The organism is Rice orange leaf phytoplasma, from assembly GCF_001866375.1.
Taxonomy (GTDB): domain Bacteria; phylum Bacillota_I; class Bacilli_A; order Acholeplasmatales; family Acholeplasmataceae; genus Phytoplasma; species Phytoplasma asteris.
The window spans coordinates 1-18,874 of sequence record NZ_MIEP01000003.1 but is presented as its reverse complement, the minus strand read 5'-3'; the positions used below and the strand labels follow the sequence as shown (position 1 = coordinate 18,874).

Here is an 18,874-nt window from a genome sequence, read left to right as displayed (position 1 = left end):
TTATTTGAAAAAATTGAAATTAGTAAATGTAAAGTTTTTTATAAAGGTACTTTTGATAAAAAAGATTATGTTAATAAAATTGTTTCATATGTTAGTAAATATGTTTCTAAAAATGATAAACAAATTGAATCAAATTCTAATAAAGGAATTGATTTTTATAGTCGTCATTTGTTTGGATTTTCTCGTACATGTTTTTCTTGTCCTCAAGAATGTTTTTTAGCATTATTCCCTTATGATATAATTAAAGAAATAGAATTAAGTTCATTTCCAATGGTTAATTTTAATTTTTCTAATATATTTGAATGGAATATTAAACAAAGAGTTAATGGAAGAAATATTAAAATTCCACATAATTTAACTTTGTTGTTTAAATCTTATATGAATCCAAAACAATTTCAAAATTCTAATTATTTTAGTTTAAATTTATCTAGTATTCAACCAAAAAATTATTTTCTTAATAAGAATTTTAAAAAATATTTTAAGTTACAAAAACTTAAATTAAAACTTAAAAAAGATTATGAAAAAAAAGATATTAAAATATTAAATAAAGTTGAATGTCAATATTGGTATAGATATCTTGAAAATAATTATATTCAAAGTTTACAACTTTTTTCTTAATTTAATTTGATTAAATTAGTTTAAATTAAATATTTTTAATTAATTTTGCTGTCCTAATTATTGGACGGCTTTTGTTGTTGTAAAAAAATAAATAAAATTATTTATAAATTAAAAAAACTTAAAAAAATTTTAAATTATTGAAATTAGTAATGTTATAATATAGGTAATAAGAAAAAGATTTTTTTTAAAAGAAACAACATTTTGAAAAAAACTCAGTAATCGCCTACAAAAATCCCTTGAGAAAGGTTTTAAATTTATGCAAACTCCTCAAATTATTAAAGTTGCAAGCCCTTTGCAATCAGTTGTAAATACCCTCAATAAAGCTCGTGATTTAGTCAAAAAAAGACGGTATTGACCTTCAAGTTACTAAGGTAAATTATTATACAGAAGGAACAGATTTAATTTCTTCTGGCAAAGCTGATGGTCTAATATATTTTAATATTCACGTTCTTAATTATCACAACGAAATTTTAAAAACTAACAATAAAGAAATGTTTGAATATGTTCAAGCCTTTTATTATTCTAAATATGGCCTTTATATTAATAAAAATCGCAATCCTGTTTTGAAAGATTTAGAATATGTTAAAAAACATTCTAATTTAAAAGTTCTTTTAGCTGTGGCTTTTTCTTATATTGGACCTTGCGATACTCCTCGTTCTTTGGTTTTGTTAAATAAATTAGGTTTAATTAAAATTGACCCTAAAGTATTACAAGAAAAAAGTTTGGCATTTCTTTTGAAGACCTGCAAAATCCTTACAATTTAGAATTTATTAAGGCTTCTCAAATTCCTGATAAATTTGCCCAAAATCCTCAAAAATACGATCTTATGGCGAACTGGCCTGCTTTTATGAATCCTTATCCTGATTTTGTCCGCATTGGAGCTACCATTAAAGGCAATGAAGAACCAACAGATAATTTTATTTCCTCTTATGCTATTGGACTTTCTTGTTTGAAAAATCATAAAGATAGCGAACAGATAAAATACTCTTAAAGCCATTTTAAATAATCCTCTACAATAAGGTGGCGCCTAACAAGATTATGTTATGGTTAAAGATCGAGAAAAAACTACTAAACATATCAAAGAATTATGGCTACAACATTAAAATTTAAAATAGATAGTAAAAATATTTTAGTTTATTAATATTGCCATTTTTTCAATTCTACAAACAATACCATCCCCAAATTAAAAACAACATTATAAAGCAAAAACAAAAAAAGAATTAACAATGGAACAAATAATTAAAATCGCAAACCCTTTTCAAAGAGTACTTGATGCTCTTGTTGAAATTAAAGATGATTTTTTACAATACAACGCTAAATTAGAGATTTTAAGCGAACAAGAAGTTCAAGCCCAATATCAATTGTCAGGTAATGACGCCTTAAAACAAGGTTTGATTGATGCTAATATTGGTAATAATTTTCATACTATGCAAGGATATAATCAAATTTATAAAACCAAAGAAGGAACTTTGCCTTTAACAATGGTAAGCCCCTTATTTCATCCTAAATATGGATTATAAGTCCACAAAGCAAATACTTTAGGACTCAAAACTTTGGAAGATGTTAAAAAAACACAAACATTTACGTGTTTTGTACGCCCTTTTTAATGAATTGCACATAGCTCCTTGTGATTTTGCTCAAAAAATTAGGACTCGTTGAAGTAAGCGAACAGACCATCAAAGAAAAAGGTTTTAATCTATCCTTAAAGGATGTCAAAAACATTTATGATTTTGAATTTATTAAAACTTCGCATCTTTTAGAAATTCTTCAAAAATTTCAAGATACTCAAAAATATGATCTTGCAATTAATTGCCTGGTATGATGAGAGATAGTAATTTTGTAAGAGTCGTTTCTATTGGTTTAGGCAAAGAAGAAAATATTGAACCTCAAGAAGATGTTTTTTTATGCTGTTATTTTAGCTGCTAAAACAGGAACCGAGACAACTCCCAAAGTTACAATCCTTAAACAAGTTTTAAATGACACTCATTATAGAAAAGTACAATTTTTACATGGTGGCACAACTCAGGATTATATTATGGTAAAAGACCAGAATGAGTTAAGAGAACAAATTCAACAAAAATGGTTATAATCAAATTATTCACATATTTTTTATTATAAGTGCCAGAAAGAAATAAAATGTTTGATGCTAAAAAACACGAAATAATTATGAAACATTATCACAACCCACAAAATCAAACCGATGTTCGGCTTCCAGGCTATATTCCGTTTGAAAAGCAAACTTCTTATTGTGGTGATAAAGTTATTATTCAATTAAAGTGTGATAACAATAAAATTATAGATATTAAATATGAAGCTAATATTTGTTCTATTTGTGTTGCTTCTGCCAGTGTTATGTCAGTTTATTTGCAACATTTAACCAAAACACAAACCTTAAACAAAATTAATCATTTTATGGCTATGGTACAAAATCAAACTTATGATAGCACTTTGCTTAATTCTGATCTAAAATCATTTGATATAGTTTATCAATTGCCAGGTAAAATTAATTGTGTTTTGTTGCCTTGGCAAACTTTGCAAGAATTCTTACTTGGATAATTTATTACAAAACTTTTAATATTTCATATTATAACAAAAATAAAATAGATAATAAATAATGATTATTACAACAAAAAAGACCGTTAAAAACGGTCTTTTTTTATTATGAAATGCATTTTCAAACTCACTATTTTTTGCAATTAAGAAAACAAAATTATTCATCATCATTATTTTGATCTAAATCTAATGATTTATAAAACCCTTTTTTTTCTAAAACAGGGATGGGTTTTGTAAATGTTTGGGTGGTGGTTTTTTGTAAAAATTCTTGTAAAGACGTTAATTTGCAATCAATATTATCTAAATACCAAAGTAAAAGAGCTTCTCCTATTTGTGGTCTTTTGGCAGCTCCATGTTCTAAAAGTCCATGATGAGAAATTAACATATGTTTTAATAACAATACTTCTTCTTTATCTTGAAAACCCAATAATTGTGCTTCTTTTTCTACTTCACAAGCAACCATGACTAAATGACCTAATAGCAAACCTTTGGGAGTATAGTTTTTTTGTTCTAAATCTAGTTCTTTAATTTTTTCCATGTCATGTAAAATAGTACCTGCAAATAGTAAATCACTATTGAGAAAAGGATAAATTTTTAAAAGAGATTCTGCCATTTTTAACATAGTTAAAGTATGATAACCAAGTCCGCCATAATAATTATGATGAATTTTTAACGCTGCTTTGGAAATTAAAAATTTATTTTTGTTTTTGCAATATAAATTGTAAGTAATTTGTTTTAAGACTTTGTTTTTTATTTTATGTAAATAGTTTTCTAATTCGTCTTTTACTATTGCAAAAGAAATAGGAGCACATTCATAAAAGGCTAAATAAGTTTCATACAAAGTTTGCATATCTAATACATTATAAGCTAAATTGTATGTTTGATTCATCAAAATAAGTTCTTCATTTTTGAGAAGACAAATAGTTTTAAAATGATATATTTGTCCTTGGATAGGTGATTTGGTTTGAGGTTCTAATTTGATGTTGATGTCGTTTTTGTCTTGTAATTGCAAGGTGATATTATAAAAATGCAGTCCTTGATTGATGCTTGTTACTTTGCCTGTAAAAAAGTTGATTTGTCCTTTTTGATATTTGGGTAAGATGTTGGTTTGGTTTTTTTTCATACGTTTGTTTCCTATTGGTCTAGATTGGGATTGATAAAAATATGTTGATGGAAGTGTTTGTAAATAGAAATAGTAAGTTTGCATTATTACATTTATAAACAAAAATAAATTGATGTTTATAATTTTGTTATTACATAATTTAGTTCATTTTATTTTTATTCATTATTTTATTTATTGTTTATCTAGGATTTGATTTTGGCTAAGTGCAAAATTAATCAATTGTTCTTTAATGTTGGGTATTTCTCTATTAAGTACTTTGGTAATTAGTTGTTTTTGTGTATGTTTAATCCATGTTCCTTTGGGTTTGTGGGGTAATCGTTTTAAGACTTCTTGCCAACTAAAATTAAGTTCAGTAATTGTTTTTATTGGTAAATATTGATAAATATATTGTATTTTGGCTGCTGCATAAGGTTCTTTTTGCAAAAGATAATTAATTTGATTAGCTAGGAGACATTTTTTTAATCCATGTTTAAATAAATTAAAAGTAATATTTTCCCAAAGATATAAACTTAAAGAGGCAATGTTTTGGTAGCTTTTTTTCTTTTGTTTGGTAAAAGGAAAAGATGCAAGGATTTGGTTGTTGAGTAAAAGCGACATTGACCAAAAAATTCTTCTTTTTAATTTGTTGTGTGCTTGAATGTATTTAAGTTGAGTTTCATGTAGATAAGCTAAACAAAGAATGCTTTGGTTTAGTTGGGGTAAAAATAGATGGGTTTTAGTTTCTATCATATTTTTAAAAGTTTGTTGCCAGTTTTTGTGAGTGATGATTTTTTCGATGTGTTCATATATTCTTTGAGAAGAAATTTTAGCTAATAAATGGTTTTTGTTGATGATAGCTTTTTGGGTAGTTTTTTCTATGCAAAATCCTAGTTTAGATTGAAAATAAAAAGCTCTTAAAATTCTTAAAGGGTCTTCTTGGAATCTAATAAAAGGGTCTTTGATGGTGCGGATCAAACCTTGCTTTAAATCTTTTTTCCCTTGTTTTTCAGGTGTGAAATCAAATATTTTACCAGTTTCATCCATTAAAAGAGCGTTAATAGTAAAATCACGTCTTAAAAGGTCTTGATGGACGTTTTTGGTGAAAAAAATTTCACTAGGGTGGCGATAGTCTTTGTAAGTGCCTTCTTTTCTGTAAGTAGTAATTTCGAAAAGATAATTTTCAAAAGTTATTTTAAAGCTACCATAATTAATTTTTATTTGGGTTGTTTTTTCTGGGCATAAAAGGAGTTTTATTTGTTGGGGAGCGGCGTTAGTAGTGATGTCGATGTCTTCGTTAGCATTTATTTGGAGTAAATAATCTCTGACAGTGCCACCCACAATAAAGGCTTCGAATCCGTTTGTTTTTAAGATAGTAATTATTTTTTGAGCTGTTTTTAGTTGATTGGAATGTTTCATATTTTGGGCTTTTAGCAATATTTCTAATTTTTTTATTTTGTTGTGTTTGATTGGTTGGTTGCCTTTGATGATAAATATAGTTAAGATAAAAGTAAAATAGATAATAGATATAAATATTAAAGGTTGTTTTTAGTTTGTTTTATTATTTATTTTTTGGTAAATGTGGTTCAATATAGTATTTTTTATTAGTATTTATTTGTAATTTTAATGTAGGGTGTATTATTTAGAATGTGTCAATATTTAAAATAACAACATTTTATTATTGGCAAATTAGTTTTTTTGAAAATAAAAGACCATCGGTTGTGATGGTCTAATTTGGTTGTGATAAGAGTTTTTATTGGGTTGCTAAAATTATTTTTTTGTTTTTTTGTTGTTTTATCGGGATAGTAAATTATTTTTTTTGATTCTTATTTCTTGAAAAAATTTTTGTAAAAGTTGCATGCTTTCTTGAGCTAAAAGTCCTGATTTGATATTTAATTTATCCATAAAAGGCATATTTTGGATAGATGACATATCATTAAAAGAATATGATTTTTCCATGCTTGTGCCATAATAAAGGTTTTTGATGCCTGCTTGTATGATGGCTCCTGTACACATTAAGCAAGGTTCTAAAGTGACATAAAGAGATACATCATTTAAAAAACGGCTGTTTATCTTTTTGCCTGCTTTCATGAGGGCTAAAAATTCAGCGTGTCCAAAAAAAAGTTTTTTAGTGTTTCTGTTATTGTAAGCTCGTGCAATTATTTTTTGGTTTAAAACAGCGACAGCTCCGATGGGGACTTCTTCTTTGAGGTAGGCTTTTTGGGCTTCTTTTAAAGCTTCTTTCATAAAAAAAATATGTTGTTGGTTGTTATTTTTCATATTTTAAGTATTAATCCACATTCCAAACGAATTATTGAGATGAATTATTTTTAGTGGAGTTATTTAGATTGGTTAGTGAAGTTTTGCCAGTTAATTTTTGTTTTGTCAATATCTGCTAAACAATGGTGTTTGCGACAACGAGGTTCGTGGTATTCTTTTCCGCCTACCAAAACAACAGGTTCATTGCTTTTAGCAGGTTTGCCGTCAATTAATCTTTGAGTGCGGTTGGCTTTTTTGCCACTGATAGCACAAATCGAAGTTAATTTAGTAACGGTGTCTGCAATTGCTAATAAATAAGGCATTGGTCCGAATGGTTTTCCGCAAAAATCAAGTTCTAAACCTGATATAATAACTTCAATATTGCAGTTAGCTAAATAATCTACAATAGCGACAATGTCGTTATCTAAAAATTGGGCTTCATCTATTATGACAACATTAATTTCAGGAGTAATAAACGGGAGAATGTCTTTGCTTTTGTCAATTAAAATAGCAGGAATAGTGTTTTGATTGTGAGAAACTATTTCTTCTTTAACAGAATAACGGTCATCTATTCGCGGTTTAAAGGATAAAATTTTTTTGTTGAGTTGTAATGCTTGATTACTGCGTTGAATTAATGCTTCTGTTTTGCCTGCAAACATTGGTCCACAAACAACTTCAATAAACCCTTGCCCTTGTTCTTTTTGGGTCATTCTTTTGAACTCCTTTATAAATAAGATAATTTGAATTAATTTTTTTGGTTTTTGTGGTGTGATAGTTGGTCCAAAAGAACTTGGAGGGTGATTTGCTATTTTATTTTTTAAGTATTTATTATTTATTTTTAATCAATTCTTCGGTGGTTTCTTTTTGGTTATCAGCATTTGAAAGAACTGTTTTAACTTTTTGGTCTTGCGTAATACCATAACGTTTGTTAAATTTGTCAATTGGTCCTGCTTTAACTACAAAAGTTTGGGCGCCAGTATAAAAAGGGTGGCAATTAGAACAAGTTTCTATTTTGATGCTAGTAACTGTTGTGCCAATTGGGTGTTGTTTGCCACAAGTTGCACAAGAAACTTCCACTGTTTCAAATTGAGGGTGAATATTTGCTTTCATGTGTTTAGGGCTCCTTATTATTTTTTTGATTTTATTTATTTTTATTTTGTTATGCGATGTGTTTGTGTTTTATTATTTATTATTTTTTAATTTTTGATTTTTATTATTTGAACTTTTTGATGGGATTTTTGAACTTTTGATTTCTTATTTCTTTCTTTATCTTTATGAAAAAATCATAAAATATAAATATAAAAAATAAGAAAGAAAGGGAAGGCAAAGAGTTTTTAGGCTCTTTGTAATTTGAGCTTTTTGAGTGCCCTAGCAGAGATTTTTACTTTTTGAACCTTGCCGTTTTCGTCAACAATTTTTACGTTTTGTAAGTTGGCTTTCCAAATTCTTTTAGTTGCGTTCATAGCGTGGCTACGACGATTACCAAAAAGGGTGGTTTTTCCAGTGATATAACATTTACTCATTGTTTTTCTCCTTTGTTAATTACAATATATAAGTTATTATATCATAATAAGGGTTTATTTGGGTGATGTTTTTTGTTTTTTTGTTAAAAATAAATTTATTGTTAGTTGTTTGGTTTGGGATAATTTTATATTTAGGATAGGGATTTATTTTAATTGCAACATTATTTGATTTGATTGTTTTTATTTTATTTTGCGCACGATTATTATCTTTTTTGTCCATCATCTCCATTATATTTGTATATTTATTTGATAATTTAGTAAAATAGTTAAAGCCTTTATTTGGTTTGTACATAAACACTTTGTTTTTTTTGGATTTTTGCTATATTTTTTGCTACAATTAAAATATAATATATATTTAGATGAAACATTCCAATAATTTGCCCCTAGTAAAGAATGAATATTTTATTTTTTTAGTATATTTTGTTTTTGCTTAAGTTTTATTATATTTGTTGTCATTTATTTTATTTATTATTTTCATTCCTAATTATTTTTTCCTATTTCATTTGCATTATTAACATTTGTATCATTCATATTTTTATTAAGGAGATATTTATGTTTGCGAAAAAAATTTATTGATTGTCTTTGTGTGTTCCTTAATTGCAATGTTATTTCCGTTGTTAGTTTTTGTAATTGTTGTAAGTAAGTTAGGATATTTGAGTTTTAAAGATGTTAAAGAACCTAATTTATCCAAAGACATAAAATCACCTAAAACACAAGAGCAAAGAGATAATAAGACAAATCAATTAGCTCAAAGAGTTGCTGAACAAGTAAAGGAACAATTTCAATTGACTACTTTAACAGAAAGCCAAATTAAAGAAATTAAGGATGGCAAAATAGTTTTATCCAAAGAACAATTAGAAGCAATAAAAGGAGAGTTAAAGCCTTTGGTGGATCTAAATTTTTTAACTGAAGAAAATAAATCTAATATTTTAACAATCGATGCAAAAGAACGTTTTAATCGTATTAATAAAGATATTCATTTATTTTGTAGTTCGTTAGAAAATAAAAAAATTGTTAAAGAACATTCAGTTAAGGAAAAAGAAAATTTTATTGTAGAACTTATTATTATGTATTTGCAATTAATTTATCCTGCGCAAATAAAAATCAATAAAGAAGCGATGAATTGTGGAGGTAAATTTGATATTAAAGTTGATTTTGATGATTTTGTCTATATTGCTGAATGTAAAATGTTTGATAAAGTTCTTAATAAAGAGATGGAAAACATTGATCATGCCTGTGATCAATTAATGAATTATACCAATGGTCAAAATAAAGAAGGTGCTATTTTTTTGTTTAATAAAAACTCTAATTTTGCAGGACAAATAAAAACTATTGAAAAATGGATTAAAGATAAACACAAATTAGAACCTAATAATTGTAAAGGACCAAATCCTAATTCTTGGGTTGTACCAATAAAACACGTAAATGGGCATGATTTTACATTATATATTGCTTGTTATAATTTGAGTAGTTTTGTAGCTGAAAGTAAAAAACATGAAAAGCAAAAAGATGCAGGAATTAAAACAGTTTCATCCCATAAAGAAGGAAATATACAAAGTAATGAAGGCATTAAAGAAAATTTAACGACAAATAAACAAGGAGAATAAAATCAAGTTTTAGATGTCAATAGAGGTACAAGTAATAATGCGAATGTTTCACATGGTAAAGGAAAGCGAGGAAGACCGAACAACCCAAACCCAAATAAAGGGACACAACAACAAAAGCAAAAGAAGAACAACGATAAACCCTCAAACCCCAAAAAGGATTACAAAAATCAAACTCAAAACCAACAAGCGAAAAATAGTTTTTCTCAGTGATTCCCCACCGCTATCACAAATACAAAAAAAATACACCTAATTTATTAAAAAAACAGTGTTATTAGAAAAGATAGAAACAGTTTAAACAACAACGAAATAAAATATAAAGCTGGAGATATTTACAATACTATATTACCTTTATCAAATATTCAAAATAAAAATTTACTTCCCTTAGAAAAAACTAATGATAAAGAACAATATATTATTGTTGCTAGTTTTGATTTTTATTCAGTTAATGCTGATGACAAAGATTCCATTAAAGAAATTAATTCATTTAATAAATTAACTATTCATCCATCAAATCCTTTTAAATTAGATATTCATTTTGATTTAGTTAATTCTGATAATATTATTGCATCTCAACCTTATTATCTAACTCAAGAACTAGATTATAAAAAAGATAAAAAAACATATCCTAATTTAGATATCAAACCTTTTTTATTGAAAGATTCTTTTTTTAAAGATGCCTAATGCAAATATATTAGAAATAAAAAAAAGATTAGATGCTTTAGAAATAGAAGAATCAAACCAAGAACAATCCTCCACAGTATCAAATGACGATAAATTACATGTGTCAATAGATGATTTGTATGAAATAAAAAATGATATTATATCTTGTTTATCACCAGAAGACCAAAACAAAATAGAAGCACAATTTAATGAATCTAATTATTTTATAAATAACATTGTTAAACCTAAACAAAAAGCTATAAAAGATTTGTTGCTTTCTTTGCCAGTATATGACACAGAGGAAAAAAGACAAATGATGGAAGCAAAGACCCCACAAGAAAAAGCACAATACATAAAAGATCTAATAGAAGAATTTACAGGTGCAAAAGGCTCAAAAACATATTTCATGAAAGAAAGAAAATAATAGAATTATTAAGAAATTCTTTAGTATCTAATTTATCTGCTCCCAACATTCAAGCAAATTCTTTTTTACCAGAACAAAACCAAAGATTAGAAGAATTCAAAACAACTAATCCTAAATATCTAAATTTAACACAACAAGAAAAAAATATATTAGATTATTTGGAGAAAAAACTACAAGAATTTGAAAACGCATTAAATAACATTACATTATCAGAACCTAATAAAACTCCTAAAACAAGAGATAATTTAGCTGCATTAAAGAAAAAAACAACTACTGAATTACCACCTTTAACAGGCACTAATAAAAAAGACAAGATAAAAGAAATAAGAACAAAATTAAATGAATTAAAAGAATCCATTAAAGAAGAAATAAAACTAATATTAGGACAAAAAATACTTGAATTAATGCAACAAACATTACAAGAATATATTAGAATACCAAAAAAACAAATTAAAGATAAAATTAATAACATTTTTAAAAAATTTACTACTGGTATTAATACACCTTATTTTACTTTTAATCTTTCTAATAAAAAAATAAAATGGTATTCTGGAAGTCTTTATTATGATAGTCTAAAAGAGTTAGAAAAGTATTTAGAAAAGATTACATATAAAGCAACACTGCCTCCAATAGATTCTAATTTAACTTTATCATTTAAAACAAAACAAAAGGAAAATGAATTAAAAGAAGTTGATTATGCTTATTATGATTTAGTTAATAATGATAATCAAGTTAATAATAATATGAGTGTTATTTTAAGATTTCGTCCTTTTGTTGCTCCTTTTTGTCTAGATGAAAAAAACAAGAACAAACATGTAAGAATTGTACTACATGTCAATCTAATTCTTGTCAAGATGAAAAAGATAAATTAAAAGCATGCGAGCAACTTAAAACAGGATTTGGAGCTTGACTTTCGCCTCAAGATTGTTTAGGAGAAATTCAACAAGAATTAAAAAAACAAAATGATAATGAATCATCACAACAAAGAAAAACAATCTTTTTATTTTTTGAAAAACCAATATATAATTTTTTAGAAGAACAAACATATTCTATTAATCATAGTTCTTTTATGATAGATATATTACCTGATACTCATTTAAAAGGATTAGATTATATGCAAAGAGCTCACGAAGCATGGGAGCATCATCCTCAACCTAACCAAACAAATGAAATACATCAAACAGGACAAAATATGTATCATAATTTAAATAATCAACTTAGAGACCCAGCATTTAATAGAGCATGGCAACAAGAAAATAAAGGTCAATATAATTATAACTATAATCAAAATTCTTCACCTTATCAAATAAATTATACTCCTACAATCTATCAAGTTCCTAATGCAAATATGCAAATTGTAATTCAACAAGAAACTCAAAATAATCAACAACCAAATCAATAACATTAATAATTAATATATAATATAATAATGAAAATAAAGGTTAATTATAACATGGCATATAAAAAATGAACCTAAAAAGGATAAAGCATTAAAAGAAGTTGAAGTTAATGAAAAAGCAACTAACATTCAAATTAAAAAAACAAAAGATGATAAAAATAAACTTAAAGTAGTAAAAGAAAATGAATTTGAATATGATGAAACATTAAATCTAGTTTCTAATAATGAATCTAAAAGTAATACGTTTTTCTTTGTAATTATTATTTTGATATGTATTACAGCATTAGGTGGTTCTATTGTTTTTTCTTATATGAAAAATGATACAATGGATAAAAACTTTCAAAAAACAAATGAAATAATTACTACAACAAAAACAGATGTTGAAAGTTTATCAACAGAAGTTAAAGAATTAAAAGAAAACCAAACAAATAATACTCAAACTGATGAAAATAATAATACTCAAACTGATGAAAATCTTATGACTATTCAAGAATTAAAACAAATGATGCAAGATATAATTCATGGAAATAATCTACATACTCTAAATGACCGTATAAATGCATTAGCTAATAAAAATGATCCATCTAAAAAACATTTATAACACATAGATAAATTTCCTGAAGGTACTAGATATTTTCCTATGCCTTTAGATGAATTTAAAGGATTACCTAGTTTAAAAAAACTATTGGGATGGAAAGTGTTATAGACCAATTACAAGGTTTTCTTAATTATTTAAGTGATCCTTTATCTTATGTAGGTGTTTGTAAAGTTAAATCACCTCAAGGAGTCTTATTTTGTGGGTTTCCCGGAACAGGTAAAACATTCTTTACTAGAGCACTTGCTAAAGAAGCTGGTAGACAAGTTGGTTTTTATGAAACTAATGCTACTGAATTTGTTTCTCAAACTCTTGTAGGAGATGGTCCTAGGTTTGTTAAAAAGTTATTTGAAGATGTAAGATTACATAATAAAAAAGAAGGAGTAAAAGCTTCTATTATCTTTATTGATGAATGTGAAGAAGCTTTTAAAGATCTAAATAAAACTGCAAATTCATCTTCAGATCTACCTAACGTTGTAAACTAATTTAAAACTGAATTAACCTCAACAAAAAATGATCCTAAAAAACCTATTTTAATTATTGGAGCAACTAACTATTTTGATAAAATAGATGAAGCTATTAAATCACGTTTTACTTATCATATTGAAATTAAAGTTGGTGATGCAACAGCCATAGCTAAATACTTAGATTTAATGATTAATGTTTTAAGAAAAAATCCTTTTCACGAAGAAGCATTAGAATATCTTTTAAAAACTATTAATCCTTTTCTTGATAAGTTTGATGCAGAATCGCGTTCTAATAGACGTTTAGAAAATATGATTGAATCATCTGTTATTAATATGAATAATCGTTTAAGTGCTGAAAGTCGTGCAAAACAAAAAGAAATTGATGATAAAACTAAAAAATTACAATTAGAAGCAAATACTTTATCTTTATCACAAGAAGAAAAAGACCAACTCCAAAAAGACATTCAAGAATTAAAAACAAATTGCATAATAGAAAAATTAAATTAGAATAAATAGTTGAAAATGAAAGCCAAATGGCACAAATCAAACAACAAGAGACAAAAATAGAAAAAAGAAACAGCCGAAAAGAAAGCCCAACAAATTATATTAGAAGAAAAAATAGCTAAATTGAATTTTGAAATAGAGTTTTTGCAAGAAGAATTAAGCAAATTAAACGAGAAATAATCCCAACCAAAACCCTTACAACCTCCTACCTCATCAACTCTACAAACATCTGAATCAAATACTTCTTCAACTCCGCCACAAGATGTAACGCCAACTCCTCCAAACAGTGAACAAAAATCTCCACAACCAAATCCAGAGGCTGAAAAACTAAAACAACAAATAAAAGATAAACAAAAAGAAGAACTATTACAAAAAGAAGACCCATTAAAATTAGAAGAAGACATAACAAAATTAGTACAAAAAATGGCACAATTGGACCAAGAAAAAAACCTTTTAAAGCAAAAGTTAAACAATTACAAAAGGACTTAGAAAAAGAAGTTAGAGTAGTTGATTTAAGAGCAGTTTTTTATCAAGTTTATGGTATGAAAATCCTTAATACACCAGAAGAACGTTGTAATGAATTACAAGAATTAGCTAAGGTTTATAATAAAAGAAATACACAAGTTCTTTATTCAACACAAGCAATGCATTATTTCAACCAAACCTTAAATCCTAAAATTAATCAATTAATGGAAGAAGCTCAATTTGATAAATTAATTGCTTATTTTGTAGAAGCTTCTAAAAGAAAGTTTTTAGAAACCAAACAAACATTACAACAAAACGATTTAGATGAAGTCTTTAAAGAAGTGTATGGCGGATTAGATGAATTAACACAAAAATTAAATAATAATTATAAATAAATAATGGATATTTTATATCCATTATTTATTTTATCCTAATTGAAATTATTTATCTTTGTTGGATAAATTGAATAAATTATTTATATTAACATTATGTTATTGTATTTTGATATATGTTATAATTGAGGTGATAAAAGTGATATAATAATTCCTTAAAAATAATTTATCAAGTATATTAGAAAACTAAAAGGAGCAATATTTTGTATTTTTCCATCACTCAAAAGACTAAAAAGACTTTGCATAAATATATTCTAGCAGCTCATATACTTGCTTTAGCTCTTATATTATTTCATCTTTCTAAACAAATGGGGCTATATGATTATTTTAGGTCTCCTTTAACTTATAAAGCTTATTTTAATCTGGCTTTAGTACCTTTATTTTATTTAGGGTTTTTCTTTGGATTTAAGAAAGCTTATTTAATGCTTCTTATTTATCTGTTTTGTGAATTTGTAACTACTTTGGGACATTTTTGGATTTTAGCTGATTATGATATTTTTTTGATTGAAAAAATAAATATTAATAAAGTAGCTTTTTTTATACTTAATTATCTTTTAAAAACTTTAATACCTCTTTTATCTTTTTCTTTTACAGGATTATTATATTGTAAAGATTTAAGTCATTTTAATATTAATAAAAAAAATATTATACGTTTATTAAGTATTTTAATTATAATTATGTTAATTCATGCTTGTCTTTATGCTATAAATGGTTATTTATGTTATTTGCCAAGTATTAAATATATTCTAAAAGATAATCCATATTATAATATCTTTTTTGCTAATGAAATAACTTCCTTTATCACTATTTTTGTTCTTAATTTAGAAACAGTTATTACTTGTAATTTATTATTATTTGGTTGTGTTATTTATCTTAATCCAAGATTAAAGATTATTTATCAAACTTATTTTTATGAATAAACAATAACATAAATGAATAAACAATAACATAAATGAAAAACTTTTTTGCAATTCCCAATAAGACAAATTTAATAATATTTACCAAAAATATAAAATAAATTTTTTAATCCTCCAAACCAAATTATTTTTTTTAATACTTGCCAATTATTAAATCTTATGATATAATAAAAGTGCTTTGGCACTTAAATTATTTAGTGCCAAAATTAAATCATTACAAAAATATTTTATTTGCTATAATAAATTATTAAATTAAAAGGAGTTTAATCATGAAACAAAAAACAATTATCCCTTTACATGACAATGTTGTTTTAAAATTGAAAATGGAAGAAACTAAAACAGCTAGCGGAATTATTTTGGCTTTATCAGAAAAAGAAAAATCCTCTGTTGGGGTTGTTGTTGGAGTAGGTTCCAAAGTTGAAGGTTTAAAAAAAGATGATGAAGTAGTTTATAAAAGCTATTCTGGTAGCAAAGTTACTTTAGGAGAAAAAGATTATTTAATTGTTGCTGTAAAAGATATTTTGGCACAAATTAAATAAGATAATATAGATAAGATAAATAATTATAAACTAAGTATTAATAAATAAAAAGACAATATTTTAAACTTTTTTAAAATTATAAATCATAAAATTATAAATATTAATTAAATATCAATAAATAAAGATATAATAAGATATAATAATCAATAATCAAAATATTTAAGGAGTAATAAAATGAGTAAAAAAATACTTTATGGCAAAGAAGCAAGAAAAGCTTTATTACAAGGAGTAGATGAAATTGCAAATACTGTTAAAGTGACTTTAGGACCTAAAGGACGTAATGTTATTTTAGAAAAAGCCTATGATTCACCTGCTATTGTAAATGATGGTGTTTCTATTGCTAAAGAAATTGAATTAAAAAATCCTTATCAAAATATGGGAGCAAAGTTAGTATATGAAGTAGCTTCCAAAACTAACGATAAAGCAGGAGATGGAACAACTACAGCAACTGTTTTGGCACAAAGTATGATTCATCGTGGGTTTGATGCAATTGATGCAGGAGCTAATCCTGTTTTAGTAAAAGAAGGAATTGAGTTAGCTGCATTAACAGTTGCCAAAAAACTTTTAGTTAAATCTAAAAAAGTAGACGCCCAAGAAGATATTCAAAATGTGGCTGCTGTTTCATCAGGTAGTCAAGAAATTGGTAAAATCATTGCCCAAGCGATGCAAAAAGTAGGAAAAGATGGAGTTATTAATGTTGATGAATCCAAAGGTTTTGAAACAGAATTAGAAGTTGTTGAAGGATTGCAGTACGATAAAGGATATGCTTCTCCTTATTTTGTCTCTGATAGAGAAAGTATGACAGTACAGTTAGAAAATGCGTTAGTTTTAGTAACTGATCATAAAATTAGTACTGTGCAAGAAATTGTACCTATTTTGGAAGAAGTAGTAAAAGCATCTAGACCTTTATTAATTGTAGCTGAAGCTGTGGAAAATGAAGTTTTAGGGGTTTTGGTAGCTAATAAATTAAGAGGAACTTTTAATGTAGTTGTAACTAATGCTCCTGGTTTTGGTGATAATCAAAAAGAAATGTTACAAGATATTGCAGTACTTACAAAAGCTAATTTTGTTTCTAAAGAACTCAATATGAAATTAGCAGATTTAAAAATGGATGATTTAGGAAATATCAATAAAGCTATTATTAAAAAAGATAATACTACTTTGATAAGTAATTCTAAAAGTCCTGAATTAGAAAAACGTATTCAAGTATTAAAAACTCAAATTAAAAATGCTACTTCTGATTATGAAACTAAAAATTTGCAAGAAAGATTAGCTAAATTATCAGGAGGAGTTGCCTTAATTAAAGTTGGGGCTGCAACTGATACTGAATTAAAAGATAAAAAATTACGTATTGAAGATGCTCTTAATGCTACTAAAGCTGCTATTACTGAAGGAATTGTAGTTGGTGGTGGAAAAGCTTTAGTTGAGGTTTATCAAGAATTAAAAGATACTTTGGTATCTGATAATAAAGAAGTACAACAAGGAATTGATGTAGTATTACAAAGTCTTTTAGTACCTACTTATCAAATTGCTTATAATGCAGGATTTTCAGGTAAAGATGTGGTAAAACAACAACTTTTACAACCCTTAAATTTTGGGTTTAATGCTAAAGAAGGTAAGTATGTTTGTCTCTTAAAAGAAGGTATAATTGACCCTACTAAAGTAACTCGTCAAGCTGTTCTTAATGCTGCTTCTATCTCTGCTTTGATGATTACAACTGAGGCTGCTGTGGTAAGTTTGAAAGAAAATAAAGATAATAACTTTGATTTAGGAACACAAGAATAATTTTTTATAACTAATAAAGCTTTATTTTTTTAATTATTATCTCCCATTTTTCCTTTTTTCATGTTAAAATAATAGTAGGTTTTGATTGTCTTTTAACTCTTTGTTAGAAAACAACTCAAACCATATAATTATATAACGCAAGAAAGGAGAACAAACAATGCAAAATCAAAAAACTCAAAAATCTTTAGTTGCTAAAGTTTTAGTTTTATTTGCTGCTGTTGCTTTAATGTTTGTTGGCGTTCAAGTTTTTGCTGATGATAAACTAGATTTAAGCACTTTAGAATGTAAAGGCGCTCTTGAACTTACTGCTGCTGATGCTGCTGATGCAGAAAAAGTTGTTAAACAATGGAAAGTTCAAAACACTTCATTGAATGCAAAAGTAACAAAAGATTCTGTAAAAGTAGTGGTTGCTGATAATAAAGTAACAGTTACACCTGCAGATGGTGATGCTGGAAAAGCTTTATCAGGTTCAAAAGTATTAAATTTAGTAGGCGTATGTGAATTAGATAAATTAACTTTAGGCACAGACAAAAAACTTACACTTACAGTTAAAAATGGCAAAGTAGATGCAGAAGCTGGTTTAAAAGCTTTAAAAGAAGCTGGAGCTAAAGTTCCTGCAACTGTAAACAAAGACGACGTAACTTTCACAGTTGGTAAAGACGACGATGCTAATAAAGTTACTGTTAAAGCTGTAGATGGTAAAACTACTGTTTCAGGACAAGTTGTCTTTGAATTTAATGTAGCTAAAACACCTTGGTACAAAACAGTGTTGTTCTTAACATTAGTAGCTGTTGTAGTTGTTGCTGCCGTTGCTGGTGGTGTGTTTTTATTTGTTAAAAAAAACAAAAACAATAAATAATCTTATTTAATCATTATTTAAAAAGCTAGGTTTTTTTAACCTAGTTTTTTTTATTTATCTTTATTATTAATAATAGTTTTTAGCAATAAAATAATCTTTATAAATACAATTATAATCAAAAATTATTATTAATAATAAAAAAGAATCAATTATAAGGTTTTATTTGGGAAAATTATTAAAAAATTATATAATATATATAATGGTTTTAT

24 protein-coding genes and 2 pseudogenes are annotated in these 18,874 nt (G+C 26.3%); 19 read left to right on the top strand and 7 right to left on the bottom strand.

The annotated features are described in order from the left end of the window. The 7 genes and pseudogenes from BHE82_RS00950 to BHE82_RS00935 form a co-directional block, all read left to right on the top strand. Positions 1-618, top strand: a pseudogene (locus BHE82_RS00950) (hypothetical protein); the annotation flags it as partial. A 491-nt stretch (positions 619-1,109) separates the two neighbouring features. Continuing rightward, on the top strand, positions 1,110-1,382 hold the full coding sequence (locus BHE82_RS03405; protein ID WP_257608379.1) for a hypothetical protein: 273 nt from the start codon (positions 1,110-1,112) through the stop codon (positions 1,380-1,382). 62 nt (positions 1,383-1,444) lie between these two features. Then, complete coding sequence (locus tag BHE82_RS03400; RefSeq protein WP_257608378.1) at positions 1,445-1,609, top strand: hypothetical protein; 165 nt, start codon at positions 1,445-1,447, stop codon at positions 1,607-1,609. 235 nt (positions 1,610-1,844) lie between these two features. Next, positions 1,845-2,138, top strand: coding sequence for a hypothetical protein (locus BHE82_RS03395; protein WP_257608377.1), 294 nt, complete (start codon positions 1,845-1,847; stop codon positions 2,136-2,138). Positions 2,139-2,245: 107 nt separating this feature from the next. Beyond that, on the top strand, positions 2,246-2,440 hold the full coding sequence (locus tag BHE82_RS03390) for a hypothetical protein (RefSeq protein ID WP_257608376.1): 195 nt from the start codon (positions 2,246-2,248) through the stop codon (positions 2,438-2,440). 72 nt (positions 2,441-2,512) lie between these two features. Continuing rightward, positions 2,513-2,707: a hypothetical protein gene (locus BHE82_RS03385; RefSeq protein WP_257608375.1), complete on the top strand. Its 195-nt coding sequence runs from the start codon at positions 2,513-2,515 to the stop codon at positions 2,705-2,707. A gap of 47 nt (positions 2,708-2,754) precedes the next feature. Next, the gene (locus BHE82_RS00935) at positions 2,755-3,174 is read left to right on the top strand and encodes an iron-sulfur cluster assembly scaffold protein (protein WP_257608374.1); all 420 of its coding nucleotides are present in this window, start codon (positions 2,755-2,757) and stop codon (positions 3,172-3,174) included. A 154-nt stretch (positions 3,175-3,328) separates the two neighbouring features. Here the strand turns inward: BHE82_RS00935 and BHE82_RS00930 are convergent, their stop codons facing one another. From BHE82_RS00930 to rpmB, 6 genes are all read right to left on the bottom strand, one after another. Next, on the bottom strand, positions 3,329-4,294 hold the full coding sequence (locus tag BHE82_RS00930; RefSeq protein WP_143549423.1) for an HD domain-containing protein: 966 nt from the start codon (positions 4,292-4,294) through the stop codon (positions 3,329-3,331). Positions 4,295-4,465: 171 nt separating this feature from the next. Next, the gene (locus tag BHE82_RS00925) at positions 4,466-5,689 is read right to left on the bottom strand and encodes a CCA tRNA nucleotidyltransferase (protein WP_071345432.1); all 1,224 of its coding nucleotides are present in this window, start codon (positions 5,687-5,689) and stop codon (positions 4,466-4,468) included. Positions 5,690-6,064: 375 nt separating this feature from the next. Further along, a complete protein-coding gene (locus BHE82_RS00920) occupies positions 6,065-6,550 on the bottom strand; it encodes a nucleoside deaminase (RefSeq protein ID WP_071345431.1) in 486 nt (161 codons plus the stop codon). 59 nt (positions 6,551-6,609) lie between these two features. Beyond that, on the bottom strand, positions 6,610-7,239 hold the full coding sequence (locus BHE82_RS00915) for a thymidine kinase (RefSeq protein WP_071345430.1): 630 nt from the start codon (positions 7,237-7,239) through the stop codon (positions 6,610-6,612). A gap of 118 nt (positions 7,240-7,357) precedes the next feature. Further along, positions 7,358-7,639 carry a 50S ribosomal protein L31 gene (rpmE, locus tag BHE82_RS00910; protein ID WP_071345429.1) on the bottom strand — a complete coding sequence of 94 codons (282 nt, stop codon included), beginning with the start codon at positions 7,637-7,639 and terminating at the stop codon, positions 7,358-7,360. A gap of 224 nt (positions 7,640-7,863) precedes the next feature. Next, entirely contained in the window at positions 7,864-8,052 is a 189-nt protein-coding gene (gene rpmB, locus BHE82_RS00905) for a 50S ribosomal protein L28 (RefSeq protein WP_011160481.1), read from the bottom strand. A gap of 602 nt (positions 8,053-8,654) precedes the next feature. On the opposite strand from rpmB, the gene BHE82_RS00895 reads away from it, so the two are divergent. From BHE82_RS00895 to BHE82_RS00860, 7 genes and pseudogenes are all read left to right on the top strand, one after another. Further along, a complete protein-coding gene (locus BHE82_RS00895; protein WP_143549422.1) occupies positions 8,655-9,659 on the top strand; it encodes a hypothetical protein in 1,005 nt (334 codons plus the stop codon). 673 nt (positions 9,660-10,332) lie between these two features. Next, positions 10,333-10,743: a hypothetical protein gene (locus BHE82_RS00885; RefSeq protein ID WP_071345425.1), complete on the top strand. Its 411-nt coding sequence runs from the start codon at positions 10,333-10,335 to the stop codon at positions 10,741-10,743. 158 nt (positions 10,744-10,901) lie between these two features. After that, positions 10,902-11,615, top strand: a complete 714-nt coding sequence (locus tag BHE82_RS00880) for a hypothetical protein (RefSeq protein ID WP_071345424.1) — start codon at positions 10,902-10,904, stop codon at positions 11,613-11,615. A gap of 197 nt (positions 11,616-11,812) precedes the next feature. Next, positions 11,813-12,145 (top strand): hypothetical protein, encoded by a 333-nt coding sequence (locus BHE82_RS00875; protein WP_143549421.1) that lies wholly within the window; start codon positions 11,813-11,815, stop codon positions 12,143-12,145. A gap of 262 nt (positions 12,146-12,407) precedes the next feature. Next, positions 12,408-12,743: a hypothetical protein gene (locus BHE82_RS00870; RefSeq protein WP_180365483.1), complete on the top strand. Its 336-nt coding sequence runs from the start codon at positions 12,408-12,410 to the stop codon at positions 12,741-12,743. An 89-nt stretch (positions 12,744-12,832) separates the two neighbouring features. Beyond that, positions 12,833-13,339, top strand: a pseudogene (locus BHE82_RS00865) (AAA family ATPase); the annotation flags it as partial. 51 nt (positions 13,340-13,390) lie between these two features. Further along, positions 13,391-13,711: a hypothetical protein gene (locus BHE82_RS00860; RefSeq protein ID WP_071345420.1), complete on the top strand. Its 321-nt coding sequence runs from the start codon at positions 13,391-13,393 to the stop codon at positions 13,709-13,711. Here the strand turns inward: BHE82_RS00860 and BHE82_RS00855 are convergent. Next, positions 13,708-14,112, bottom strand: coding sequence for a hypothetical protein (locus tag BHE82_RS00855; RefSeq protein ID WP_143549420.1), 405 nt, complete (start codon positions 14,110-14,112; stop codon positions 13,708-13,710). The genes BHE82_RS00860 and BHE82_RS00855 overlap by 4 nt on opposite strands. Positions 14,113-14,250: 138 nt before the next feature. On the opposite strand from BHE82_RS00855, the gene BHE82_RS00850 reads away from it, so the two are divergent. The 5 genes from BHE82_RS00850 (at position 14,251) to BHE82_RS00830 (ending at position 18,665) form a co-directional block, all read left to right on the top strand. Continuing rightward, positions 14,251-14,568 (top strand): hypothetical protein, encoded by a 318-nt coding sequence (locus tag BHE82_RS00850; RefSeq protein ID WP_071345418.1) that lies wholly within the window; start codon positions 14,251-14,253, stop codon positions 14,566-14,568. A gap of 200 nt (positions 14,569-14,768) precedes the next feature. Then, positions 14,769-15,485 (top strand): hypothetical protein, encoded by a 717-nt coding sequence (locus BHE82_RS00845; protein WP_071345417.1) that lies wholly within the window; start codon positions 14,769-14,771, stop codon positions 15,483-15,485. Between the two features lie 266 nt (positions 15,486-15,751). After that, entirely contained in the window at positions 15,752-16,021 is a 270-nt protein-coding gene (locus tag BHE82_RS00840) for a GroES family chaperonin (protein WP_011160495.1), read from the top strand. Positions 16,022-16,195: 174 nt separating this feature from the next. Beyond that, complete coding sequence (groL, locus tag BHE82_RS00835) at positions 16,196-17,806, top strand: chaperonin GroEL (RefSeq protein ID WP_071345416.1); 1,611 nt, start codon at positions 16,196-16,198, stop codon at positions 17,804-17,806. Between the two features lie 157 nt (positions 17,807-17,963). After that, complete coding sequence (locus BHE82_RS00830) at positions 17,964-18,665, top strand: hypothetical protein (RefSeq protein ID WP_071345415.1); 702 nt, start codon at positions 17,964-17,966, stop codon at positions 18,663-18,665. Positions 18,666-18,874: the final 209 nt, after the last annotated feature.